This is a genomic window from Agrobacterium sp. 22-209-1 (assembly GCF_053522485.1).
On record NZ_JBNWCH010000003.1, the window covers coordinates 459,957 to 479,560 of the forward strand.

At 52.9% G+C, this 19,604-nt stretch carries 19 protein-coding genes and 1 tRNA gene; 11 read left to right on the top strand and 9 right to left on the bottom strand.

What is annotated here, in order from left to right; translation table 11 throughout:
* The first annotated feature begins 6 nt into the window (after nucleotides 1-6).
* Nucleotides 7-423, top strand: a complete 417-nt coding sequence (locus tag ACQZ48_RS10065; RefSeq protein WP_077981489.1) for a VOC family protein — start codon at nucleotides 7-9, stop codon at nucleotides 421-423.
* Between the two features lie 18 nt (nucleotides 424-441).
* On the top strand, nucleotides 442-1,077 hold the full coding sequence (locus ACQZ48_RS10070) for a histidine phosphatase family protein (protein WP_077981488.1): 636 nt from the start codon (nucleotides 442-444) through the stop codon (nucleotides 1,075-1,077).
* Nucleotides 1,078-1,174: 97 nt separating this feature from the next.
* Here the strand turns inward: ACQZ48_RS10070 and araD1 are convergent, their stop codons facing one another.
* From araD1 to chvE, 4 genes are all read right to left on the bottom strand, one after another.
* Entirely contained in the window at nucleotides 1,175-2,170 is a 996-nt protein-coding gene (gene araD1, locus ACQZ48_RS10075; RefSeq protein WP_191218310.1) for a 2-keto-3-deoxy-L-arabinonate dehydratase AraD1, read from the bottom strand.
* A 120-nt stretch (nucleotides 2,171-2,290) separates the two neighbouring features.
* Nucleotides 2,291-3,487 carry a sugar ABC transporter permease GguB gene (gguB, locus tag ACQZ48_RS10080; RefSeq protein ID WP_077981486.1) on the bottom strand — a complete coding sequence of 399 codons (1,197 nt, stop codon included), beginning with the start codon at nucleotides 3,485-3,487 and terminating at the stop codon, nucleotides 2,291-2,293.
* Nucleotides 3,484-5,022, bottom strand: a complete 1,539-nt coding sequence (gene gguA / locus ACQZ48_RS10085) for a sugar ABC transporter ATP-binding protein GguA (RefSeq protein ID WP_077981485.1) — start codon at nucleotides 5,020-5,022, stop codon at nucleotides 3,484-3,486. Before gguA ends, gguB begins: the two co-directional genes overlap by 4 nt.
* Before the next feature lie 90 nt (nucleotides 5,023-5,112).
* Nucleotides 5,113-6,177, bottom strand: coding sequence for a sugar ABC transporter substrate-binding protein ChvE (chvE, locus tag ACQZ48_RS10090; protein WP_077981484.1), 1,065 nt, complete (start codon nucleotides 6,175-6,177; stop codon nucleotides 5,113-5,115).
* 255 nt (nucleotides 6,178-6,432) lie between these two features.
* On the opposite strand from chvE, the gene ACQZ48_RS10095 reads away from it, so the two are divergent.
* The gene (locus ACQZ48_RS10095; protein WP_089153201.1) at nucleotides 6,433-7,437 is read left to right on the top strand and encodes a LysR family transcriptional regulator; all 1,005 of its coding nucleotides are present in this window, start codon (nucleotides 6,433-6,435) and stop codon (nucleotides 7,435-7,437) included.
* A 75-nt stretch (nucleotides 7,438-7,512) separates the two neighbouring features.
* Complete coding sequence (locus tag ACQZ48_RS10100; RefSeq protein ID WP_077981481.1) at nucleotides 7,513-7,989, top strand: hypothetical protein; 477 nt, start codon at nucleotides 7,513-7,515, stop codon at nucleotides 7,987-7,989.
* Nucleotides 7,990-8,044: 55 nt separating this feature from the next.
* On the opposite strand, the gene ACQZ48_RS10105 is transcribed toward ACQZ48_RS10100, so the two are convergent.
* Nucleotides 8,045-8,308, bottom strand: coding sequence for a hypothetical protein (locus tag ACQZ48_RS10105; protein ID WP_077981480.1), 264 nt, complete (start codon nucleotides 8,306-8,308; stop codon nucleotides 8,045-8,047).
* Nucleotides 8,309-8,568: 260 nt separating this feature from the next.
* Nucleotides 8,569-9,075, bottom strand: a complete 507-nt coding sequence (locus ACQZ48_RS10110; protein ID WP_173989973.1) for a MarR family transcriptional regulator — start codon at nucleotides 9,073-9,075, stop codon at nucleotides 8,569-8,571.
* A 519-nt stretch (nucleotides 9,076-9,594) separates the two neighbouring features.
* Here ACQZ48_RS10110 and ACQZ48_RS10115 point away from each other — a divergent pair.
* From ACQZ48_RS10115 to ACQZ48_RS10125, 3 genes are all read left to right on the top strand, one after another.
* Nucleotides 9,595-9,671 (top strand) — tRNA-Arg (locus tag ACQZ48_RS10115).
* Between the two features lie 78 nt (nucleotides 9,672-9,749).
* Entirely contained in the window at nucleotides 9,750-11,075 is a 1,326-nt protein-coding gene (locus ACQZ48_RS10120; RefSeq protein WP_448728773.1) for a DUF6538 domain-containing protein, read from the top strand.
* Nucleotides 11,076-11,470: 395 nt separating this feature from the next.
* On the top strand, nucleotides 11,471-12,277 hold the full coding sequence (locus ACQZ48_RS10125; RefSeq protein WP_448728774.1) for a hypothetical protein: 807 nt from the start codon (nucleotides 11,471-11,473) through the stop codon (nucleotides 12,275-12,277).
* Here ACQZ48_RS10125 and ACQZ48_RS10130 read toward each other — a convergent pair.
* A complete protein-coding gene (locus ACQZ48_RS10130) occupies nucleotides 12,227-12,859 on the bottom strand; it encodes a recombinase family protein (protein WP_448728775.1) in 633 nt (210 codons plus the stop codon). The two genes, ACQZ48_RS10125 and ACQZ48_RS10130, sit on opposite strands and share 51 nt — an antisense overlap.
* A gap of 511 nt (nucleotides 12,860-13,370) precedes the next feature.
* Here ACQZ48_RS10130 and ACQZ48_RS10135 point away from each other — a divergent pair.
* The 4 genes from ACQZ48_RS10135 (at nucleotide 13,371) to ACQZ48_RS10150 (ending at nucleotide 18,732) form a co-directional block, all read left to right on the top strand.
* On the top strand, nucleotides 13,371-14,723 hold the full coding sequence (locus ACQZ48_RS10135) for a DNA cytosine methyltransferase (RefSeq protein WP_448728776.1): 1,353 nt from the start codon (nucleotides 13,371-13,373) through the stop codon (nucleotides 14,721-14,723).
* Nucleotides 14,724-14,727: 4 nt separating this feature from the next.
* Nucleotides 14,728-16,467: an AAA family ATPase gene (locus ACQZ48_RS10140; protein WP_448728777.1), complete on the top strand. Its 1,740-nt coding sequence runs from the start codon at nucleotides 14,728-14,730 to the stop codon at nucleotides 16,465-16,467.
* Nucleotides 16,467-17,732, top strand: a complete 1,266-nt coding sequence (locus ACQZ48_RS10145) for a hypothetical protein (protein ID WP_448728778.1) — start codon at nucleotides 16,467-16,469, stop codon at nucleotides 17,730-17,732. Before ACQZ48_RS10140 ends, ACQZ48_RS10145 begins: the two co-directional genes overlap by 1 nt.
* 106 nt (nucleotides 17,733-17,838) lie before the next feature.
* Nucleotides 17,839-18,732 (top strand): YecA family protein, encoded by an 894-nt coding sequence (locus ACQZ48_RS10150; RefSeq protein WP_448728779.1) that lies wholly within the window; start codon nucleotides 17,839-17,841, stop codon nucleotides 18,730-18,732.
* 51 nt (nucleotides 18,733-18,783) lie between these two features.
* Here the strand turns inward: ACQZ48_RS10150 and ACQZ48_RS10155 are convergent, their stop codons facing one another.
* Nucleotides 18,784-19,152 (bottom strand): YbhB/YbcL family Raf kinase inhibitor-like protein, encoded by a 369-nt coding sequence (locus ACQZ48_RS10155; protein WP_448728780.1) that lies wholly within the window; start codon nucleotides 19,150-19,152, stop codon nucleotides 18,784-18,786.
* Between the two features lie 98 nt (nucleotides 19,153-19,250).
* The gene (locus ACQZ48_RS10160; protein ID WP_144577103.1) at nucleotides 19,251-19,598 is read right to left on the bottom strand and encodes a hypothetical protein; all 348 of its coding nucleotides are present in this window, start codon (nucleotides 19,596-19,598) and stop codon (nucleotides 19,251-19,253) included.
* Between the last annotated feature and the right edge of the window lie 6 nt (nucleotides 19,599-19,604).

Consider the following 19,604-nt stretch of genomic DNA (forward strand, 5'->3'; position numbering starts at 1 on the left):
GGGACCATGCGACCGCCAGCAGCCATCATGGAAACCGCAATTTATGTGGACGATCTCGATGCCGCCGAAGCCTTTTACCGGGATGTCTTCGAGCTGGAGATCGTCCGCAAACTGCCCGGACAATTTGTGTTTTTCAGATGTGGGCAGCAGATGTTGCTGGTTTTCGATCCCGAGAAGTCGCGCAAGGCTGATCCAGAAAATCCCATTCCCCGCCATGGCGCGGCAGGCGAAGGCCACTTCTGCTTTTATGCGAAAGACAAACAGGACGTGGATGCCTGGAAGACGCGTTTTGAAGCATTCGGAATCCCAATCGAACATTACCACCGTTGGCCGAATGACAGCTATTCCGTTTATATCCGCGACCCTGCGGGCAACTCCGTGGAAGTTGGCGAAGGCAAGCTATGGGGAATTGAACAGGCCTGACGACAACAGGAGACAATCGTGAAGAACATTTTTGTGGTGACGCACCCGCAATCCATTCACCACATCGAAAACAAGGTTGGCGGCTGGTATGATACCGAACTGACGCCGCTCGGCAGAGCCGGTGCGGCAGCGGCGGCCGCCAGGCTGGCGACGCTGGTTGGCGGCGAGCCCGTGGAAATCTTCAGCTCCGACCTGCTTCGGGCCTCACAGACGGCCGAGATCATCGCCGAAGGCTTTGGTCAGCCGATCGAGCTCACGCGGGACTTGCGGGAAATGAGCTACGGCGAAGCCGAGGGTATGCCGCAGCAATGGCTGGACGACCGCCAAATCCCGGCACCGCACCATAATCGTCTGGATCACCGCGGCGGCATAGCCGATGGCGAGACCCGGCGCGAATTCGCCGAAAGGGTATATCGGGCCGTAGAAATGATCATCGCGCGGCCATGCGCCACGCAGATCATCGTGACCCATGGCTTCGCTCTAACATTCGTCATCGCGGCATGGATCAAGATGCCGATCGACAGCGCCGGTTATGTCAGCTTTCCGGCGCGCCCCGGAAGCATCACGCATTTGAAGGAAGACGATTACTGGCAGAACCGCGCCGTTGTCTCATTGGCGGATGTTTCGCATCTGGAGGATTTTGCCCCACGGTAACCTGACGCAGACAATATGACTTGCGTCATTCCGGCCTTGTGTGGACGAATGGAGGGAGCAATAGCTCCCCCCATCATTCGCAAAGATGGCCTGCAGATCATATCTGCCGAACGCTGATCTCTTCTTCCGCGTCAACGGCCAGCGGATTCTTCAGAGGCAGGCCGAAACCGGCGGCTTCGATTTCGAAGACGTCGCCCGCTTCCGGTTTGATGCCGTCTGCGAAGGAAAGCGTCGCGGTGCCGAACATATGCACATGAACGTCACCGGGGGTGCGGAACAGGCCGTATTTGAAGTGGTGATATTCGAGGTTCGCGAAGGTGTGGGACATGTTGTCCTCACCCGAAACGAAGGGCTTTTCGAAGATGACCTTGTCGCCGCGACGGATGCGCGACGTGCCGCGAATATCCGACGGCGGGGCGCCGACGCGGATTTCCGGGCCGAAGCTTGCCGGACGCAGCTTGGAATGGGCGAGGTACAGATAGTTGATCCGCTCGGTGACGTGATCGGAAAACTCGTTCGACACGGCAAAACCGATGCGCACCGCTTCACCCTTGTCGGAAATCACGTAGATGCCGGCCATCTCAGGCTCTTCGCCACCATCGAGCGCGAAGGATGGAGAGGTGAGCGCCGCACCCGGTGCTGCCGCCACATGACCGTTGCCCTTATAGAACCACTCGGGCTGAACGCCCTTTTCGCCAGCCTTGGGCTTGCCGTTTTCCAGACCCATGCGGAACATCTTCATGGAATCCGTCAGGCTTTCTTCAGCCGCTTCCGTGGTCTTCTTGTGCATGCTGTCGCGGGTCGCGGCCGACCCCAGATGGGTAAGGCCGGTGCCGGTCAGATGCAGATGCGCCGGATCGGGATGGGTGATCGGCGGCAGGAAACGACCTTCGGCATAAGCCTTTTCAAGATCGACGGCATCGCCGAGACCATGGGCGGAAATGACGTCGGCAAGGCTCTTGCCGCCATTGGCGGCTTCCATGGCAAGCGCGTAAACCGACGCCGCACCCTTGACGGCGTGCGCCTGCCCGCCTTCTTCGCGAACCGCTACGGTGATGTTGCCGCTGGCATCTTTGATCTGTGAAATGAGCACGGGATTTCCTTCCTCCGGCGCTAGGCGCCTTTATCTCTTCTAAGCGGCGCCTTGCGCCTGCATCTTATGAAAGTGGCCGGAAACCGGCCACTTTTTTGACTGCGATAGGGGTTGGGCCGATCAGCCCTTGTTCTTGTTGTAGACGTCGAAGAACACGGCGGCGAGCAGCACGAGGCCCTTGACCATCTGCTGGAAGTCGATGCCGAGGCCGACGATCGACATGCCGTTGTTCATGACACCCATGATGAAGGCGCCGATGACAGCACCGGTGATCTTGCCAACGCCGCCGGATGCCGAAGCGCCGCCGATGAAGCAGGCCGCGATGACGTCAAGCTCGAAGCCAACACCTGCCTTCGGCGTTGCCGAGTTGAGGCGGGTCGCGATGATCATGCCGGCAAGACCCGCCAGCACGCCCATGTTGACGAAGGTGAGGAAGCTCAGGCGTTCGGTGTTGATACCCGAAAGCTTGGTCGCCTTCTCATTGCCGCCCATGGCGTAGACGCGGCGACCGATGGTGGTGCGACGTGTTACGAAGCTATAAAGCGCGATCAGAACCAGCATCACGATCAGCACGTTCGGCAGGCCGCGATAGGTGGAAAGCTGGTAGCCGAGGAACAGGATCGCGGCCGCAATCAAAAGGTTCTCGGCGATGAAGAAACCGAAAGGCTCGACATTGATGCCGTGCTTCACGTTCACCACGCGGCGACGCCATGCGAGATAGAACATGACGACCGTAATCAGTATCGTCAGGATCATCGAGGTGGTGTTGAGACCTTCAATGCCGCCGATGTCAGGCAGGAAGCCGGTGCTGATGATCTGGAAATCGGCAGGGAACGGGCCGATATTCTTGCCGCCAAGCACAAACAGCGTCAGGCCGCGAAACACCAGCATGCCCGCCAGCGTCACGATGAACGACGGAATACGGTGATAGGCGATCCAGTAACCCTGGGCAGCACCGATGATGCCGCCGATGACAAGACAAATCAGCGCCGCCAGAAACGGGTTCATACCCCATTGCACGGTCAATATGGCGGCTATCGCGCCGACAAAGGCGACGATGGAGCCGACCGAAAGGTCGATATGCCCGGCCACGATGACCAGCAGCATGCCCAGCGCCATGATGACGATGAACGAGTTCTGCAGGATGAGGTTGGTCAGGTTCACAGGGCGGAACAGGATGCCGCCGGTGTAGAACTGGAAGAAAACCATGATGGCGACGAGCGCGATCAACATGCCGTATTCGCGGATATTGGAGCGAATATAGGACGTGACCGAGACGACGTTACTTTCTTCGTTTGTTGTGTTTGCCGAACTCATGAGTTCTTCTCCCCTGAGCGCATGATAGCGCGCATGATGCTTTCCTGGCTCGCCTCTCCCTTCGGCAATTCAGCGACGATGCGGCCTTCGTTCATGACGTAGATGCGGTCGCAATTGCCGAGCAGTTCGGGCATTTCCGATGAGATCATCAGAACGCCTTTGCCGTCGGCAGCGAGCTGGTTGATGATGGTGTAAATTTCGTATTTCGCGCCGACATCGATACCGCGGGTCGGTTCATCGAGGATCAGGACATCGGGATCGGAGAACAGCCACTTGGAGAGCACGACCTTCTGCTGGTTGCCGCCCGAAAGATTGACCGTTTCCTGGAAAATGCCTGAAGACCGGATGCGAAGACGCGTGCGAAAATCGCTCGCCACCTTCATTTCCTTGATGTCGTCGATGATGCTGGCATTCGACACACCGGCCAGATTGGCAAGCGTGGTATTGTGCAGGATGTTGTCGTTGAGCACGAGACCGAGATGCTTGCGGTCTTCCGTCACATAGGCAAGACCGGCATCGATCGCCTTGCGCACGGTGCTGACGTCAACGGGCTTGCCGTCGATCAGCACCTCGCCGCTGATCTTGTGACCATAGGACTTGCCGAACACGCTCATGGCGAATTCGGTGCGCCCGGCACCCATCAGACCGGCTATGCCAACGACTTCTCCCTTGCGCACGGTCACGTTGATATCATGCAGAACCTGGCGGTCGCGGTGCTGCTGGTGATAGGCGTTCCAGTTCTTCACTTCGAAAATGGTCTCGCCGATCGGCACGTCGCGCGGCGGATAACGATCTTCGAGATCGCGCCCCACCATGTTGCGGATGATGACATCCTCGCTGATTTCTTCCTGGTGGCAGTCGAGTGTCTTCACCGTCATGCCGTCGCGCAGCACGGTGATCTGGTCGGCCACCTTGCGCACTTCGTTGAGCTTGTGGGTGATGATGATCGAGGTCATGCCCTGCTTGCGGAATTCCATCAACAGGTTCAGCAGCGCCTCGGAATCGCTTTCGTTAAGCGACGCCGTCGGCTCGTCGAGGATAAGCAGCTTCACGCTCTTCGACAGCGCCTTGGCGATTTCGACCAGCTGCTGCTTGCCGACGCCGATATCGGTGATCAGCGTCTCCGGCGATTCCTTCAGGCCCACCTTCTTTAAAAGTTCGCGGGTGCGGTTGAAGGTCTGCTGCCAGCTGATGACGCCATTCGTGGCGACTTCGTTGCCGAGGAAGATGTTTTCTGCAATCGACAGGAGCGGTACGAGCGCCAGCTCCTGGTGAATGATGATGATACCAATATCTTCGCTGTCGTTGATGGCGCGAAAGTTTCGCACTGCGCCTTCATAGTGGATTTCGCCCTCATAGGTACCGGCGGGGTAGACACCGGAAAGGACCTTCATCAAGGTCGACTTCCCTGCGCCGTTCTCACCGACGAGTGCGTGGATCTCACCCTCTTTAACCTTGAGATTGACGTTCTCAAGCGCTTTCACGCCCGGAAACGTCTTGGTGATGTTCCGCATTTCGAGAATGGTATTGGCCATATCGCAATCCAGCGCCCGATTAATTCAGGCGTTTTTATTTTTATGGAAAAACGGGGATGACGCCAAGCCATCCCCGCATGTGTGTCGAGCTTATTTCAGCTGATCTTCGGTGTAATAACCACCATCGACGAGAACCTGCTTGTAGTTCTCCTTGGTCACGGCCACCGGCTTCAGCAGGTAGGACGGAACAACCTTGACGCCATTTTCATAGGTCTTGGTGTCGTTTACCTCAGGCTCCTTGCCTTCCATGACAGCGTTGACCATGTTCACGGTCACCTTGGCGAGTTCGCGGGTGTCCTTGAAGATAGTGGAATACTGTTCGCCGGCGATGATCGACTTGACGGAAGGAACTTCAGCGTCCTGACCGGAAACGACCGGCAGCGGCTGGTCCTTCGTGCCATAACCAACGCCCTTCAGCGAGGAGATGATGCCGATGGAAAGACCGTCGTAAGGCGACAGGACGGCGTCAACCTTGGCGTCGGTGTAATAAGCCGAAAGCAGGTTGTCCATGCGAGCCTGGGCCGTCGCCGGGTCCCAGCGCAACGTACCGACCTTGTCCATGCCCATCTGGCCGGACTTCACGACAAGCTTGCCGCTGTCGATGTATGGCTGGAGAACCGACATCGCGCCGTCATAGAAGAAGAAGGCGTTGTTGTCGTCCGGAGAGCCGCCGAAGAGTTCGATGTTGAACGGACCCTTGCCGTCCTTCAGACCGAGCTTGTCGACGATCGAAGTCGCCTGCAAAACGCCGACCTGGAAGTTGTCGAAGGTCGCGTAGTAGCTGACGTCGCCGCTGTTGCGGATAAGGCGGTCATAAGCGATGACCTTGATGCCCTGCTCGCCGGCCTGCTTGAGGACGTCCGACAGCGTCGTGCCGTCGATCGATGCGATCACGAGGACCTTGACGCCCTTGGTGACCATGTTTTCGATCTGGGAAAGCTGGTTCGGAATATCGTCATCGGCATATTGCAGATCGGTCGTGTAACCGGCTTCCTGCAGCTGCTTTACGATGTTGTTGCCGTCGTCGATCCAGCGTGCGGACGACTTGGTCGGCATTGCGATACCAACGGAACCCTTGTCCTGCGCGAAAGCCGGCGCTGCGAAAGAAGCAGCACCGATGGCACAAGCCGCCATCAGCGAAATAATGGACTTCATAAACTCTCTCCCTTGAGCCCTTCTCTGGAGCCCGCATGCTGCGGTGCACCATGAAATTCATGCCGTCAGAGGAAGAAGCCGCATCGCGCTCACTCCGATTTCGCAATTGCGAAATGGAACAGCTGCCGCTCCTCCCCGGCATTCCGCAAATTGTTCTGAATCCATATAACTGTCAAATAGAATAAATCAGTTTCCATATATCAATTATGATATATTAAATCGATACAAAAACCGATGAGGGGTATAAAACGACGAATGAACAACCTAAAAGTGTATGAGCAAGCGCAAACAACAGAGGCCCTTTTCGTCTTTGAAGACAACCCCTTGCTGCGGGCCGGATTGAAGATGAGCCACCTGCGCATGCTGGTCATGATCGAGGAACACGGACAGGTGAGCGCGGCCGCCGCGGCCATGAACATGACGCAGCCTGCAGCCTCGCGCATGCTTTCGGAAATGGAGGCGATCGTCAAATCACCCCTCTGTCAGCGGGCGTCGCGCGGCGTGGTGTTGACGAAATTCGGCGAGGCGCTGGCGCGCCGGGCGCGCACCATATTGCTGGAGCTGCGCGAGGCGAGCCGCGAACTGAACCAGATGAAATCCGGCAGCGGCGGCTCGGTCTATATCGGCGCCGTCACTGCACCGGCGATCAGCCTCGTGGTTCCCGCCATAAGGCGCGCCATGGACACCTATCCCGGCATCGAAATCAACGTGCAGGTGGAAAGCAGCAACGTGCTGGCCCGCGAACTGCTGGCGGCCCGCCACGATTTCATCATCGGCCGCATTCCCGACGATTTCGATCCCGGCCTCTTTTCCATCCATGAAATCGGCATAGAACGCGCCTGTCTGGTGGTGCGCGAAGGTCACCCGCTGCTTCAGGGCGCGCCCGTGACCTTGCAAGACCTTTCCGGCTACGACTGGGTCTTCCAGCCGCCCGGCGCGCTTTTACGCAGAACCATGGAAGATGTGTTCCTTACCCACGGCGTCGCCATGCCGCGCAACGTCATCAACACGCCATCCGTAGTGCTCACCCTTGCGCTTGTCTGCAACACGGACGCCATCGCCCCGATTGCCCAGGACATGGCCGAATTCGTTACCGGCCAGCAGGCGGATATCGGCCGAACCCGAATATTGCCGACGGATTTCGAGCTCGTGGTCAAGCCTTACAGCATCATCACCACCAAGGGCCGTGTTTTGCCGCCCAGCGCCCGCCTGCTTTACGATCTGGTTCTGGATGAAAGCCGCAAACTGACCACCACATGACGAGATGGCAAGCCCGACTCCACCTTCATCCCCTATGAAGGCCGGATCATTGAGGCCGGCGCAGGGAACAGCCGCATGCTCTTCGGACAATCCGTTTTCCAATCGGTCGTCGAAAGACTGAAACAGGAGGAAGAAGAACAAGGCGCGGAGCCTTCACCGCCTGCCGGCCACCGTATTGCCGGTTTCAGCTCGGGGTTCGTTGTCGATACCCATATAGAAGCGCCACCGCCCGCGAACGGCAATCTCGATGCCTATCTCGCCTTCCTGGCCGACCCCGCGCCGCCGCCGGAACCGGAGCAGGAACCCGAACCGGAACCGATGCCGGCTCATCTCGAAAAGACGTCGCTTGCCGATGTTTCGGTGGAACTGGCGATCCACGACGCGGACACGGCCGCAACGCTTGCGGAGAAGCGTCGCGCCTTTGCCCGCCTCAATCATCCCGACCGGGTGAAACCGCAGTTCCGGCACAATGCGACGCTGCGCATGACGGCTGCCAATCTCCTGATCGACCAGGCGATAAGGATGCTGCGGGCGCGCGAGCATTTCCGGTAAAAGTGCCGGACGGCCTTATCCCGCAAGATACCTCAAACGAAAGATAGAAGGCGCTTCAGCCCGCATCGTTCTTGTCGGCGGGCGCGCTTTCGGCGGCGTGCTCATTCGTGCCGTCCCCGCTTTTGGCGGCATCGCTAGCGGGTTTGAACTTCAGCAACAATTCATAGGCCGCATAGGCCCCGATGCCGGCAACGATGGTTCCCCAGAAAAACTCGCGATTGACGAATTCGATGACGGCCCATGCGGCGCAAAAGCCGACGATGAGCAACCGGACCCACAAGGGACGATAAAGCGGATGACTCGTATCGATATTCAGCATGGCGTTCCCGTCCCGGGCCTCTCCAGTCGATCGCATGATTGCGGTTCCACGCCCAACGGCGTGAAGATGCTTACGCGTCTTGGCGGTTTCACAGGAAAATTGCAACGCAATTCAGCCCTGCCGCCGATCAGGCTCGCGTGAAAGACCAGCGCAGCAAGATCGTCACCGGCGCCGCAGACATGGGAAGACAGGAATATCTGCAAACCAGGCCGCACCTTGCGGCTGCCTGCGCCATTGTGACCCATCGCTCTCTTCGAATGTCAGTCGCGCAGGCGTCCGAGCAGCGCCAGAAGCTGATCGCGGGCCTTCTTGCCGCCGATCCTGTCGATCAGCTTGTCCTCACGATCCCGCCAGGTGTTGGAAAGCCGGTCAAGAAGGTTGCTGCCCTCCTCCGTCATGTCGAGGAAGTGAACGCGCCTGTCCTCTTCCGATTTGCGGCGGACGAGTAGTCCCTTGTCTTCCATGCTGTCGACGATGGCGACGAAATTGGCGCGCTGTATGCCGAGCGCTTCGGCCACATCGCTCTGCTTGAGACCCGGATTGCCGCCGACGATGACGAGAACGGAAAAATCGGCCGGCCGCAATCCCTGCTCCGCCAGCACATCGGCAAAACCGTTTGCCACGGCAAGTTGCGAGTGCCGCAAATGATAGCTGATCGCAGTCGTCAGCAACCCATAGTCGATAGCCGTGATATGCGCCGCTTCCGCGCTGCCGTTTTCGGCCTTTTCCGTCCGCGGCCCGTTGCTGTGTGCCAATCGCAAAGCCATCCGATCCCCCGCCTGATTCGTTCCTTTACCTTGCCGAAATCATAACCGACAACGTCACGAAACTGTATCCCAAATAAATGTAGATGATACTAATATTGTATAATAATTTGACAGTTAATCGCCGACGACGCAAACCCTGACACCGGATCGCCACGCGGCGAGCAAAATAAGTATGACTATTTACCCGCCAATTTTGAGGGGATAAAACCGCTTCCCGAGCCGCTTTTGAAAGGCGTTGACCTCATCCGAGCACCTCTTCACGAAGGCGGCAAAACAGCGTTTCGACCCGGCAATAACATACTACTTATAAGAGAAACCCCGTTCCAACAAAAAACAATACGTCAAACGACGCATCGCCCCGCCACCGCGCAAAGGGCGGCGGCCGCCGCGAAACACGCCCCACAACGAGTTCCGCCCAAAAACAGGCAACGTTTCGCAAAACTCTGATTTTTAGACATTGATGCGCAAACAAAGCTGGGGTATGAACCAACCGCTGCACGCGATTCAAGCGTGACCGCTGCACCCGTAGCTCAGCTGGATAGAGTGTTGGATTCCGATTCCAAAGGTCACAGGTTCGAATCCTGTCGGGTGCGCCATTTTACTCAACTAACATATTGTTTTTATTGGCACATCAGGTGATTTCATGACCTATATAGTACAAAGAAAGGTACAAATTGAGAAAAATAACGAAGGAGCTCGCAAACCTCTACCGGAATGAAAAGAGCGGAGTTTACGTTTTTCGAAGGGCAATCCCTGAGAAATATCGTGATCTAGCTGGGAAACGGGAATTCAAATTTTCCCTTAAAACGACTGATTTCAAGACAGCCCTAGAAAACTTCGAAGCTGCAAAGAATGCCGTCGACAAAATGATGCTCGACTTAAGTCACGGGAAATCCATCAGGGAATCTATCACGTTTGACGAGTCAGCCACTCTAGCGAAAGCGCAAGGACGAGAACTACGCCCGCTCAAACAGCTTTTGAGCGATTCCGCCGAAATCCTTGCCGCCCACGCCCAGTGGAAAAACACCTCGCGCGCAACGCCAGAAATATTCAAATCATATTTTAACGCCGGCACGACCGATGTGCGGATATCCGAACTCGTTAGCTGCTACGAGCGCGAACAAGCACATAACCTTGTCGATCTGAACATTCGCGATCAAAAGAAAAAAGTCGCGCCCCTGAAGTTGGCATGCAAGGATCTTGTTGATCACCTTAAAGAGGACAAGCTACTAGGAAGCCTTACGGATAACGACGCAAAAACGTACGAGAGCGTCCTAAAATCCCGAATTGCCGACCAGAAGATAAAAGCGAATACCGCCAACAAGCGCCTCGTAGCTCTGAGAATTCTGATAAAAACTTATCTTGGCTCGAAGGGCGTAAAAAAAAATTCGCGTCAGACTCCTTTCGACGAAATGAAGTTTAAGGAAAAGCGTACCAAACGCGTGGCATTTTCTGTAGGCTTCGTGAGAGATCATTTGTTAAAGGCTGGCGCACTCGCAGGACTGAACGACCAAGCCAGTAACTTGGTTTTTGCCTTGATCGACACTGGTTGCGGCTTCAAAGAGTTATGCGGTCTCGATCCTTTGGACATAAGGCTTGATGCGGATATCCCGCACATACTAATCAGACCTAACGCTAACCGCACACTAAAGACCGATTTCCGCGAGCGCACAATCCCTCTCGTAGGTCTCGCTTTAACGGCATTCAAAAATTGCCCTGCGGGTTTCTCGCGATATTCGGGTCCGACTGGCTATGAGAGCGCATCTGCTACAATCAACAAATTTCTGAAGCAAAACAACCTTGATGAACAAGGCCAATGTACAGCGAACGGACTTCGACACTTATTCAAGGATAGACTCCGTGAGCATAATATTGCTTCGGAACTCCAAGACTGCTTGATGGGTCATCAAACACCGGGCATGTCACCAGAATATGGGAAAGGCTTCAGTTTGAAAGCGCGCCTTGCGGCAATGAACGAACTCGAAACCGACTTCAGTTGATATTGACAATTTTCTGAAAATCCTCTAGTAAAATTGTACAACATCGAAAATTTTGACAATAACATAGCTCGGGATGATTTCACTCGAGCTTTTTCTGTTTGTGAAATATTCATATTAACATAGCGATCTTATTATCGCGTAGAAATAGAAAGGATTTTTTATATTGCAGCCGACAAAACCCGAAGCCGTACTCGAAGCGCTGAAAGAAATTGGGGAGTACGCCTATAAAAATGGGTTAAAAGACGAGTACCACCTTATAAACGAAGAATACAGAAGACTATACAAAGAATTCGATATGGAGAGACCAGCGTGGGTGACTCTCCATTGATTTTTAAATCTAGTTTATGGTTATCATTACGTGAAAATTTATTGAAAGGAATTGAGTTAGAGTACGCATGAAAAAAAGAATTTATACCAAGTATCTAAATTATAACACTGCTTCAAATATCTTGCATGCATTTGATTTTTCTAAATTTATTGGAAGACCATTGAATGTTCTTATTACTATAAATTTTTATAATTATGATAATGCTTATAAAAAATTTCAAAAGATTAGAGAGTTATATAGTGGATGGATACGCGCGAAGCGCAAGAAGTCTGGTAAGACTTCTTATTTAAATCCGTGGGTTTATGTATTTGAAAAACCACATTCGAATTTACATGTTCATTGGGCTATTAATATTGAAGATGATTTCATTTTAGATTTATATGAAAAGCTTGAAAAATGGATTCCAAAATATGTTGGTTGTATCAAAAAAAGACAGATAGATGTGAGACCCATCAACATTTACAATGACAAGGTTTTGGCAAACTATCTCGTAAAGGGCGTAAATCCTTTTGCTTCGAAAAGATTGAACTTGGAAAAATATCGTAAATACCAAGGTCTTTTCCACGGCCCGCGAGCGAGCGCGGCTCGGTGTCTTGGCAAGGCAGCGAGAAAGAAGGCTGGTTTCATACCACGCCGTGATCGCTATAAATGGGCGATTAGGCATCCCGACTTGATGATCGGGCACATTCGGCCAGCAGATTGGGATTTGCGTGTGGCCAAAGCGCAATCACAGCGTAATAAGCAAAAGTCCGCTGGGAAAACAAAAAACACTTCGTTTTCGGGAAAGAGGAATCGCTCATCGAAAACGGGCGGTGCGCCAGTGTTATATGGTCCTGTCGGTCGTCAAAGGTCGAATCTTATTCAATCTCGATAGAGTGGATCGAGAGCAACCTGTGGCAGCCACAATGCTGTTCCAGCTCTGACCGCCGGCAAGCATTTTTAGGATGGCAGCATTTCTTGCATCGTTTGCAGGGCGGCCCTTGTAGAGACCGGCATCTTTTGCTTTCGCAATTCCTTGAATTTGACGACGTCTTCGATCCTCATAATCCTTACGAGCAATAGCCGCGATCATATCCAGCATCATGCTGTTGATGGCTTCACTCATCCGCATGGTGAACTCGTCAGCATTCGATGACATCAACGACCATGAAGTCGGCAGGTCCAGAGCAACAACTCTCACCTGCCGGCTTTTGATTTCATTCTTCAGCTTTTCCCAATCCTCAGCATTGAGGCGGCTTAATCGGTCTACCTGTTCAATTAGCAAAATGTCTCCCGGCTGGGAATCCGAAAGCAGCCTGAATAGCTCGGGCCTCTGCAAAGATGCTCCGCTCTCGTTCTCAACATAGGAAGAAGCGATCTTCAGACCTCGCTCTTTTGCGAAAGAAAGCAAATCCATTTTTGCACGGTTCGCATCCTGTTCTTTCGTTGAGGCTCTGAGGTAGGCTCGGACAAACATTTATAGCACCACAGTTCGTTTAATGTGGTTCTATAGTACTCAGTTCGATTTAAGTTTCAATAGCACAGTTACCGAACCAGAAAGCAGGTAGTTCGATTGAGGTATACGCATCTGAAACCGAAGCAGGCACTGTCCGACTGCTTCGTATTCTCGTGGGAGGCTGCCGCACTACTGCACACAGGCAATACGGCCGTCTCTGTTGCGAACTAAGTGGGTTACTTCGGGACATGTAGGAACGCCAGTGCTATAGCCCCCCTGGAAGCGGGGGTGCGCCAATCAGCAAGTTCTGTGCGTAGCCATCATTCGAGAAGAAGAATGTGGAGCTTTCCCGGTCCCTGCTTCCCCAGTCGTCGGCGCTCGACAGCCTCTAGTAGAAAATTGGTTCCAGAAATGTGCCGATAACTTCGCGATAGGAAGAAAAAAATACCTCAGGTCAATTGGAAATTGCTAGGCTGACACTTGAAGATTCGCATGTGTTCACGTAATGTTCTGCTGAATTTGGAGTACTGAGATGGCGCACAACGTAAAGAAAATACAAGAAAAACAAGAACTTGCTCCGCGCGTACTCGATTTGTTCTCGGGTGCGGGCGGAATATCGTGGGGCTTCCGTTCTGCTGGGTTCAAAATCGTTGGAGGCCTCGATTATTTTGGCGCGTCCATCGAGTCGTTTCAGTATAACATGCCAGAGGCTGTCGGCATGGTTCGGGACTTGCGTAAACCGGGGTTCGATGACGTCCGTGAAGCAATGGGCAAGGACGTCGATGTCATCGTCGGGGGGCCATCGTGCCAAGGATTCTCGACCAGTGGCGGCCTGAGCCGTGCTTCTGGCAGAGACGAAACCGATCCGAGAAATAAACTTTTCATCAATTACCTCGATATGGTCGATGAATTCCGTCCGTCTTGGATCGTATTTGAAAATGTGCCCGGCTTGCTGCTTTATAATCAGGGGCGTGTGGCGCTCGACATTGTCCGTGCATTCAAAGAAATTGGCTACTCGGTAGCCCCTATGATCTTGTTGGCAGCTGATTTCGGCGTGCCGCAGCTTCGCCGACGCTTGTTCTTTATCGGAAATCGCACGGGTGCTGATAATTGCTTTCCAGCTGCGACGCATGGAAATCCCGATCTTTGGAAAAATTACTCGCTTCCATTTGCCCACCTTTCTAGGATTGGACATGGTGCAAACAGAGAAGTTGCGTCGCATGTGAGTTTTGCTGACGCTTGCTCCGATCTTCCACCTATTAAAGAGGGCGAAGAACTTAATGATGTTCCGTATCTCACTGACCCAGCTACGCCTTATCAGTCGTTGATGCGGGCACATTCAAAAACAGTCGCGCAACATGCTGCGGCAGACCTTCCTAATCTTGACCGATTAGCCGCTCAGGTCCTTTTGGAGGGTCAAAATTGGCGCAATATGCCGGCCAATTCGCTTCCCCCCAGATTTAGCCGAATTCGCCCTTACGATGCTACAACCTTGCTCAAGCGGCTTTCAAACGGACTGCCGTCATACACCATTACGACAAAGTTTAATGAGGCGACTACAGGAGCCTTCATTCATCCGACACAGGCTAGAACGATCAGCTTACGCGAGGCCGCGCGGTTACAGTCGTTCCCGGACCATTTCAAATTCTCTGGCACCGCGTCTCAAATAAGGCAACAGATTGGTAATGCTGTTCCGCCACTGCTTGCCCAATCTATTGCAGAGGCCATCTATCCGTCAGTTGTACGCGACGTCTTTAAGGAGGAAGTCGAATCAACTAGGGATAGTGTTGTCGTTGAGAATTGTTTGAGTGAAAGCGACATACTGAAGCTCAAGGCACCGCGTAAGGTCCGTGAGCAGGAAGAAATTGCTTACGACGCGGTATAACCTCATGCCATTTGTTTCGATTCAGCATCTCGAACTTTCACTCCAATATATGTTCGAACACACTCATCCGGCTTTGATGAGTGTGTTAGCACTTGCAAGAGATGGTGCCCCTGTCAGCGATGACCCCGAGCAAACCATAAAGTATGGGCAAGCTACCGAAAAGCGATTGATGGCAGAATACTTTAGCCCCTCGGGTGGAAGCCCACAGAGGCCGTACTATATCCCTTTCGGCGATGCTCAAGGAAAGTCGCGATGGCGCGATGATGGCTATGCCGGCTCGAGTCTTCAGCGACAACGAAAAGATAAGCGAGAGTTGTTTCGGCAACATCCGTCAGATCGAGGTCGTTGGGCATTCGCGGCTGGAGCGCAAGGATGGCTGTCCGTAAACGCGGTACAGGCGATAGGGGATATCCCGATTGTAATCGGCTATCTTGCGGCGTGGTGTTATAGAGGCATTGAAATTTACAACTGGGCGTCGGCCATTGAGCGCTTCTCAACAGAGTTTCAATTGAGCGAATTAGGGTTCGTCCCTGAGCTTTTCACAAAGGATGTGCCAAAACAGCTTGCTGAGATTGCCTTCGAAGAAAGCCCGTTCGATGAGGCTCTTCTCCTCGAACGCTTGCAACTTAGCGAGCCGTCAAAGGGGGTTGCACCAGAGGCTATTCTGGTCGGCCATTCCGGGTATGTGCCGTCACTAGCTGACCCTAAAATTGTAAAGGCTCCTGTGGACACGACTGGAAGCTGGGACTTAGGGATTACCGATCTTGAGACTCTTGAAGATTTGCAGGGTGTATTGGAGCCCGCAAGGCGTGCGGTGGCGGCGCTTCAAGCCGGGATGCATATCATTTTTACCGGCCCGCCGGGAACCGGGAAAACAAGTTTAGCCAGAGCGTTGCTTGAAAAAGCTGACTTCTCGTACAGCATAGTACCTGCTACGGACCAATGGACGACATTCGATACGATTGGTGGCTATTTTCCCAAACCTCAGATGGATGGCAGTGAGCGACTGGACTTCATGCCCGGTAAAATCGTTCAAGCGATTGAAAAGGGTCAGTGTCTAATCGTTGATGAGATAAATCGTGCTGACATCGACAAGGCGTTCGGTGAGCTATTTACGCTACTTACCGGTAACTTCGTGAGCTTGCCCTATCAGCGCCGATGGGAGCCGGAGGTTGGAAAGGTAGCATTTCGTAACATTCGACTCCAGTTCGGTCCTGCCAAGGCTAACGATGACGATGACGTAATTCCTGTACCAAAGTGGTGGCGTCTGATTGGCTCAATGAATGATTCAGATAAAGCGAGCCTGAAAAAATTGTCGATGGCTTTCGTAAGAAGGTTTGCTTTCGTACCTGTAGATCTTCCCGAACAGACAGTCTTCGAGAACCTTATCCGGACTTGGGCCGAAAAAACAGAGGCAGCAAAAGCAGGACTGGAGCAGGTCTCGTCAGTCACTGAGACTCTCGTCACGTTGTTTGCGGATCCCGAAAATGGCTTCGCTAAAATCGGCATGCCATTAGGCCCGTCTTTCCCTAAAAGCGCTATCTCTTACATGGATAGTGAATTAAAAATCGACCCTACGCGGTCGGCCGATGACATTCTATTGTCGGCCTTCGAACTTCATATCATGCCGCAATTTCAAGGCAGGCCCGATCTCCATGAGCAATGCCGCGAGCTAATTGGGGCATTCGTGGGTGGGGAAGACCGGATTGACGCTCATTTGGCCGTGTGGACTGGCTATATCTGATGTCGAGGGAGGCGTGGCGGGACTTTATATGTTCTGAAGAGCACGCTGGTCGACACCTAGCCAGCATCGGAAAGGGTGTCGTCGGCTCCACCCACGCATCTATAGACCTATCTGCATTACAGGCTTTTCTGGAAAAATTGGGCGGCGCAAATGCAGACGTCAGTCTACTCGCAAACGTTGTTGATTTGCTAACGGGAGGCTACCTTCAGTTCCTTCGTGGCGGTTTCCAGAAGCTCCTATATGCGTTGTCTAACGAACGACTAGTACGCGAGGAAATCGTGGGCCCCGCATTGCGCGGAAATCCGAAGTGGGGAGCCACAATGTTGCGACGTCGAATTGGGACGTTGTCTCGCGCACACTACGTAACCCACACAGCGCACAGATCTTTTGATTTGCCCGAGAACCAACTTCTTGCATGGTTCATCAATGACACTGCGCAACGGGTAAAATCCATAGAAAAGAGAGTTGGTTTCAAGAGCCTTCATCCGGATCTTCGTGACATGTCGTTGGTTTGCAGAGACGCACTCAAACACGAGTATTTCGTAGATATCGAAATACCATCGCAATTGACACAAACTCTCGTGCTGAGTGGACAGCGCCAAAAGCGGCCCGAATATCGCGATGTTGCTGCGTTCGCTCGAAAGTCCGAAATATTCTCAATGAATGACCCTAATGCTTGGTGGTACAATATAATATCTCTGCTTGCTGTTAATTGGCTAGAACCGATCAGTAGTGATGATCTTTTCGAGCTCTATATTTTAGTCCTGACTATCGATGTATTGGCGAAAGAGTTATGCTTTGGGGATCCTCTGGAATACGGCTTGGTAGTCGCAAAACGAGATCGAATTGCTCACTTTGCAGGACAAAATCTGACCATCGACTTGTTCTTCGACCAAACGCCGGCTGCAAGCTTGAAAATTGCAACGGCATACGGAAGTGTCGTCGCCGATTATAAAGAGCTGAAGGGTGCCGAACGTCGGCCCGACATTATGCTTCACGTTGAGAAAAACGGCGTTAAAAAGTTGATTTTGATTGAGGTGAAGAAGACAAATGATGACAAGTATGCCAGCGACAGCGTCTATAAAATGTTCGGTTACATTCACGATTTCAGCTCGCTTAGCGGTCGCGAGGTTGTTGGTATTTTGATGCTGCCGGGAGGTGTGACGCAGCCATTGACCCGCAAGATCAATACGAAGCTTTATGTTGCGTCTGGTAGCTCAAGAGCCGATTTTGCCAGCGTGTTGAAAGCGGTATTGACCTTCTAGCTATGGAGAAGCTTCGCCAACGAATTCGCCATAAAAATGGCTATGAAAAACAGGCAGCATAGAGCCGAATAGAAAGCTAAAGACTCTCCGCAATCCCGGAGAAGATTTGGGTCTCTGGTTTTTTGAAAAAACCGATAAAGGGGGTGGCGGATTGGGCGAAGCTAAGACCAAAAGAGAAAAGCCGTGCCATTGTGGAAGTGGTCTGGCTTACGTCAAATGCTGTATGAGCCGCGACCATAGTAACCGAACGCAAGGCTTTGTCTTCAGCGTCAAGGAATCCTCATTAATTACTGGATTGCAAATAAGCAGCGACGGCCGGGTTGAACTGTTGTCCGGTGACTCGGTGTTGTCTATGGAAGACGTTAGGCCAACCGAATGGCGGGAAACTACCAAAGGTCTGAAAGCCAAATCACAAGCATTCACCTCGCAAACCGGTTACGTTAGCCCAGAGGCTGCCATTGCGGGGGCGGATTACGTCTTCGGAATTGACACGAATACCTTGAGCAAGGAAGGAAGGTCAGTGCACGTCTCTTGTTTAACGTGTGCGACGACGCAAATTGCCCAAGAGTATTTTGAAGGTAGCATCCAGCAAATCCTATGTGTGGATTTTCAGGATGCTGAGTGCCATCCAGAAAGGGTCGGTTGGCTTATCGCAATCGAAGCAATTTTGCGGTCCTCGCCTCATGCGGGCGCAGACATTGTTTTAGTTACGGATCACGATTTGAACAGTCTGGGTAAAATCAATTTACGTCAAGCGCCGGTGGCCCTTGACCAATTTTTACCACCCGGTTTTCGAATGGTTTATGCTGCTGACAAGGGAACAGCGATGCCCAACAAGCTCATCAAAGCCGCACACACTGGAGCTACCAAAGTCGCCCAACTCGTTCTTTCAGAAGATATTCCCGGTCAAAACGTTCTGCCGCTTCTCCTAAATGGAAAAGAGGCCCATGGCATGCGCAGGTGGATAAACGACAGGAATTTATCCCAATTTTTCTCGTAAACCTGCTTTTAAAGAGACGAGTGAACTCGTCTCTTTATTGAAGTAAGCAGATCATGGAAAAGATTTTGCTGCGCTCGCACTTCCCAATTCTTTTCCCTTTGCGTCAAGAGCTTTCACAGTGAAGGTATAGCGGTGCTTCGTTGGAGGACATGGGCCCTTGTAGCGAAAAGCGCCGTAAGGAAGATCTGATTGCCCAGTGTAGTCGACTTTGCCACCACCATGATAAAAGTCCGGTGCGTCCAGATCCTTCATCAGAAACGAAAGCTTGGTTGTGCCCGCGGGAACGCCAGAAACTTTGAAAGGCGGCGATTTGCTGTCAAAGCATTTTCCGGTAGGGCCCCACTCGAACGAAGCCTTCATTCCTGCGAAGGCCGTTCCTGATAACGCCAGAGAAAGTGCTAATACTAAAAGAATGCGCATTGAAAACCCCCGATATAGATTTGCTATTTCAGCTTAGTGTGCCGCCCACCTAATGCAACTTAAATTTGATTAATTGGGCATTGAAAAATGTGATTACATCAACCCGCAGCGACGACGGCTTTCTTGGTCCCGAACGTTGCCAGCAAACCGCCGATGAACGCGAGCACCATGCAAATCGCTACAAGCATGCCCCCGAGAACGGCTCCTACGACGGCACACAGCATGAGGAGCATTCCGGGAGTTTTCGTTTTGGCACCCATCGCGACCGCTCCGAGCACGATGGTCAGGAACGAGAAGGCAACACCACCCCATCCAAGACCGACAACCGTGGAAGCACCTTCAGCTTCGAGTCCTGCACCGATACCCCCGATCAACAATGTTGCCAAAGCCGCGATAACACCGAAGATGCCCGCAACGAGACCGATAATTCCACCTGCTTTCTGCATGTCTAA